Below are 5,286 nucleotides of genomic sequence, written 5' to 3'. Positions count from 1 at the left end.
GACTTTGTAGAGGTCTCAAAAAGGGTTATAAAAATAGGGAAATAGTTAAGTACCTAACCCCTTAATCTTTTCTGTTATAATACCAAAAAATTAATCCAATCAAGGAAAAAAATGAGAAAAATATTTCATCTACAACATGAAAAACATCATCCAGATAGAGTTATCGAATCAATCAAGAGTGAACTTCGTAAATATCTAAAACGGGAACGAAAGAAAAAATTGGCAGATAGCAAAAAAATGTATTGGGATTTTGATTGTAAATTTGGTAAAGATAGTGATAGTGCTACAACTATGAGTTTTGATGAGATTCTAAAAGCGTTAGAGAGAGCAAATGTAGAGAAACTAGAGAGATGTTATATAGAGATAATAGCAAAAGCTGTTATGAAACCTCAAAAAGAGGAAGAGAAGGAGTAAGCTCCTAAGTACCTACCCAAAATTAATTTCAAAAAGATTGGAAACGATGGCTTTAGCCTCGCTATATTCGGGACTAAAGTCTCCGATTCCGAATGAATATAATATTGGTCACCTACTTACTTCTTCTTTCCAGACTTACAAACATAGTTGGCGATAATATCACCTATCTCTGTACAAGAGCATATCTCTTTAGCATCATAAGCACCAAGGTCACCTGTTCTGTATCCCATAGCTAATGATTTTTTAATAGCAGCATCAATCTTATCAGCAGCTTCATATTCACCAAGGGCGTATCGTAACATCATCGAAGCACTTGATATTGTAGCTAGTGGATTTGCAATACCCTGTCCTGCAATATCTGGAGCCGAGCCATGAATAGGCTCATAGATACCAACTTTTGAACCTGTACTAGCACTTGGGAGAAGTCCGATAGAGCCACTTAGCATACTTGCTGCGTCGGAGAGAATATCTCCAAAGATATTACCTGTCAAAATCACATCAAACTGCTTTGGTTCACGGATTAGTTGCATAGTTGCATTATCCACATACATATGAGTAAGCTCTACCTCTGGATAATCTTCTGCCACCTCTATAACTATCTCTCTCCAAAATTGACTCACTTCAAGAACATTGGCTTTATCCACAGAGCAGACTCTTTTGTCTCGTTTCATCGCAATCTCAAAAGCAACTTTTGCGATTCGCACAACCTCTTCTCTTGTGTAGACCATCGTGTTATAGGCTCTGTCAACACCCAGCTCTCTTGGCTCACCAAAATAGAGTCCACCAGTAAGCTCACGAACCACCATAATATCTACACCTTGAACAACTTTTTGCTTTAGCGTAGAGGCATTAACCAACTCATCATAAACCATAGCAGGACGAAGGTTTGCAAAAGTTCCCATAGATTTTCTAAGTGCAAGTAGTCCACTCTCTGGTCTAAGATGTCGCTCTAAATTGTCCCATTTGGGACCACCAATAGCACCAAACAGTACAGCATCACATCGTTTCACACCCTGAATAGTCTCATCAGGTAGAGGCACACCAGTCTCGTCAACTGCCACACCACCCATTAACATCTCTTCGTACTCTAAGTTAAATCCCATATTTGCAGATAGTGCATCTAAAACTTTGATAGCTTCATCAACCACCTCTGGTCCAATACCATCACCTTTTATAATACCTATTCTATAATTTCTTCCCATCTCCTACGCCTCCTCTTCTGCTATCTCTCTTTTGGCAAATGCTATGAGTCCACCTGCATCAACCAACTCCTGCATAAAATCAGGAATAGGTCTAAATTTATATGTTTTAGCTTGAGAGATATTTATCACTTCCCCTTTAGCCATATCTACTCTAACTGTATCACCTTCGTTAATTTCATATGACTCTTCAAGCTCAAAAATAGGCAGACCCATATTGAAAGCATTCCTATAAAATATTCTTGCAAATGTAGGGGCAATCACAGCTGAAATCCCTGCGGCTTTTAGTGCAATAGGAGCGTGTTCTCGACTAGAACCACAACCAAAATTTTCACCTGCAACAATAATATCCCCCTCACTCATTTTCGTAACAAACTGGGGGTCTGCATCTTCCATTACATACTTTGCTAACTCTGTCGGCTCACTTGTATTTAGGTATCTAGCAGCGATAATCAAATCTGTATCAATATTATCACCAAATTTCCAAACTTTACCTTGCAACGGCTATCCTTTAAATATAGGTTATCTGCCTATTTAATATAATCTCGAAAGTATAACCAAAATGCGTTTAAAGGTAATCATATTTGTTAATTATCTATTAATAATTCTCAACTCTACCATCTATGGTAACAAGCTCTCCACTATCATATATCTTAACCTTTTGGGCTTCTGTTGCCCTACCCTCACTATCAAGCTCAAATATAATAAACTGAAAAATCTCCTGACACTTTTTAGGAATATCAAAATGCCCTCCAAGTCCAGTCATAAATCGCTTAATTGGTATCTGCTTATCCATCCCTATCACTTGGTCACGACAGCCAGTAAGCCCTACATCTGTCACATAACAGCAACCATCCGCAATAATCAAATCATCAGTACCCACATGAGTGTGCGTTCCAAACAGAGCAGAAACTCTATCTTTTAGGATATGCAACATAGCCAACTTCTCACTAGTCGCTTCTGCATGTATATCAACGATAATATGTTTTATCCCACTCTCTCTTAGTTCTCTGACTAGCTCATCTATTTTTATGAAAGGATTATCTGCCATAGGCATGGTGTAGTGACCCATTACAGAGATAACGGCAACTCGTTTAGCCAATATCAGGGTCTCCAAAACTCCTTTGCCAGGAGCATTATCAGGATAGTTAATAGGACGAACTATAGGGTAGTTCTCAAACATCTCAAATATCTCTTTTTTATCCCAAGAGTGATTACCTCCTGTCATGGCATCTATACCATACCCCATAAGTTCTTCACAGTTTTTTTTGGTCATTCCAAAACCGTGACTTACATTTTCGTAGTTTGCTATTACAAAATCTATTTTGTACTTCTCTTTTATCTCTTTGAGGTGTTTCCCAACCATAAGTCTCCCAGGTTTACCTACTATATCTCCTATAAATACTATTCTCATATATCTCTCTTTTTTTAATATGAGTATTTTATCATATTTTTATAAAATAGAAATCTATAAGAAACTATACCCCCATCATCTCATCAACTTTATCTTTAATATAGTTAAAATTGGACGATTTATCAATAATAAATTTATAAGCATCTCTATCACTTGCCAATAAGTTTTCACTACTATCCTCAACAAAAAGAAGCGTTGGAACACTATTCTCTTTAATCACATCCGTCACAGAGCTATGGGTTCTCTCATTGTCACTTCTATCCAAAAGAAGAGACCTATATTGGTTAATATCTATCATGCTTTTAAACTCATCAATATTCTTAGCCACATCAACACTATAACCAAACTTTCCTAGAATAGCACCAACAATCTTTGACTCTGTAGGGGTCTGTTTATACAATAAAATATCTTTTTCTAAATCTCCATCGACACCCTCTTGTCTTGTTGAGTAGAACTGATTTAGAACAGTTATAAACTTATTTAGGTCAATAGGTTTTGCAATATACTCATCCATTCCAGATGCAAGGTATCGCTCTCTATCTCCTTTTAAAGCATTGGTTGTAACTGCAACTATAGGTGTATGCTCTAAATTATTTTTTTTCTCATACTCTATGATAACTCTTGTCGCATCGACCCCATTCATAACAGGCATCTGTATATCCATGAAGATAATATCATAAGAGTTTTTCATATACATCTCAACAGATACTCTTCCATTCTCTGCTGAGTCTGAATTGATTCCTAGATTCTCTAAAGTTTTTATAATCATCTTTAGATTTATAGGATTATCCTCCACCACTAGAGCTTTTAGCCCATGAAACATCTGTGAACTGCTATCAACTCTATCTTTTCTATTTTGCGAGAGTATCTCAATAGAGTTCTCAATTTTAGAAAACAGTATTGGTTCATAGATAACTTGTGAAAATATAGGTGCAATATCCAAAATGTTGTCTCTATTTTTTAGTTTTGTAACTAAAACTATCTGACTATCCGAACTGTGCCGTGCTACTATCCTCTGCAACTCTTTTTTATCTATCTCATCATAGTGTATATAGAGTACATCAAACGAGCTTGTCTTTGCATCTTGACACGCTACAAATGTATTGAATCTCTGTGTAGATATATCTTTAAAAGATTGTAGATACTTATCTATATAGTAATCAGACTCTCTAGCCTGAACACTCTTAGGAGAGTATATAGCTACGCTCATAGCTTTGTAATTATACTCCGTAATGATAGCTCTCTGAGCCATATCTAGTGAAAATGATAGAGTAGTCCCAACGCCTTGCTTACTATCTAGTTGTAGTATTCCACCTAACATTTTTACTAAACTTAGTGAGATAGTAAGACCCAGACCTGTACCTCCATGCCTTCTCATACTACTATCATCTACCTGCGTAAATGCATCAAAAACTCTATCTTTCTGCTCTGGAGATATACCTATACCTGTATCTTTAACAGTGAAGTTAACCTCAATACTGTCGCCTTTTATACTCAATTTTTCTATAGATACACCTATTTTCCCACCACTCTCTGTAAACTTAATAGAGTTGGAGATAAGATTTATCAACACCTGTTTAATCTTTCCATAATCACTCTCTACTAGAATATTTGATAGTTGTGGGTCTAGCCAAATTGAAAAATCAATATCTTTTTTTGAAGCCTCTATAGCATAAGTCTCAATAACATTCTCAAGCTCATCTATAATACTAAAGTAGCTCTTCTCTAGCTCTATCTTTCCACTCTCTATCTTTGAAATATCAAGTATATTGTCAACCACACCTATCAAATTTTCGGAGCTTTTACGAATAGTATTGACAAAATCGCTCTGTTCATAGTCTAGTTTTGTAGATTTTAGCAACTTCGTAAAACCTACAATACCATTTAGAGGTGTACGAATCTCATGAGACATATTGGAGAGAAATAGACTCTTTGTTCTGTTTGCCTCATCTGCCAATTTTTTACTCTCTTGGAGTTCATTTATCATACTTGAAATAAGCGAATATATCTCTGTATGGTCTTTCTCTTTTAGCATAGATTTGAACTCTCTAATTTTATTTTTATCAGAAGAGTGCTTAATATCCTCGAACAACTGCTCCAAAGCTTCTCTGTTATCTCTAGTCTCAAGAAAGAAATGGTCTCTCTTTATATACATAATTAGCAGAGAGAAAAGAAGTATAGCAGAAGAGACAAACATAATAATCTTATGCTCAAAAACCTTTCCTATCGAAGCTGTTGAACTAATGATACTGTTATAGT

Annotated in this window: 5 protein-coding genes; 1 reads left to right on the top strand and 4 read right to left on the bottom strand. The window is 36.0% G+C overall.

What is annotated here, in order from left to right:
* Positions 1-111: 111 nt before the first annotated feature.
* The gene (locus GSY74_RS02610) at positions 112-414 is read left to right on the top strand and encodes a DUF6172 family protein (RefSeq protein WP_164663558.1); all 303 of its coding nucleotides are present in this window, start codon (positions 112-114) and stop codon (positions 412-414) included.
* Positions 415-530: 116 nt separating this feature from the next.
* On the opposite strand, the gene leuB is transcribed toward GSY74_RS02610, so the two are convergent.
* The 4 genes from leuB to GSY74_RS02590 all read right to left on the bottom strand — a co-directional run.
* Positions 531-1,616 (bottom strand): 3-isopropylmalate dehydrogenase, encoded by a 1,086-nt coding sequence (gene leuB / locus GSY74_RS02605; RefSeq protein WP_164663557.1) that lies wholly within the window; start codon positions 1,614-1,616, stop codon positions 531-533.
* A 3-nt stretch (positions 1,617-1,619) separates the two neighbouring features.
* Positions 1,620-2,114 carry a 3-isopropylmalate dehydratase small subunit gene (locus GSY74_RS02600; RefSeq protein WP_164663556.1) on the bottom strand — a complete coding sequence of 165 codons (495 nt, stop codon included), beginning with the start codon at positions 2,112-2,114 and terminating at the stop codon, positions 1,620-1,622.
* A 97-nt stretch (positions 2,115-2,211) separates the two neighbouring features.
* A complete protein-coding gene (locus tag GSY74_RS02595; protein ID WP_164663555.1) occupies positions 2,212-3,027 on the bottom strand; it encodes a TIGR00282 family metallophosphoesterase in 816 nt (271 codons plus the stop codon).
* A 64-nt stretch (positions 3,028-3,091) separates the two neighbouring features.
* Positions 3,092-5,286 (bottom strand): ATP-binding protein (locus GSY74_RS02590; protein ID WP_164663554.1); only part of this gene is annotated, 2,195 nt, incomplete at its 5' end.

Source organism: Sulfurovum sp. bin170 (genome assembly GCF_010892395.1).
GTDB lineage: Bacteria > Campylobacterota > Campylobacteria > Campylobacterales > Sulfurovaceae > UBA1140.
Note: the sequence above shows the minus strand (reverse complement) of the source record. Positions and strands in the feature narration are given on the sequence as shown.

Coding starts and splice junctions, on each gene's coding strand:
- GSY74_RS02595 (WP_164663555.1), bottom strand. CDS start 3,027: ATGAGAATAGTATTTATAGGAGATATAGTAGGTAAACCTGGGAGACTT.
- leuB (WP_164663557.1), bottom strand. CDS start 1,616: ATGGGAAGAAATTATAGAATAGGTATTATAAAAGGTGATGGTATTGGA.
- GSY74_RS02610 (WP_164663558.1), top strand. CDS start 112: ATGAGAAAAATATTTCATCTACAACATGAAAAACATCATCCAGATAGA.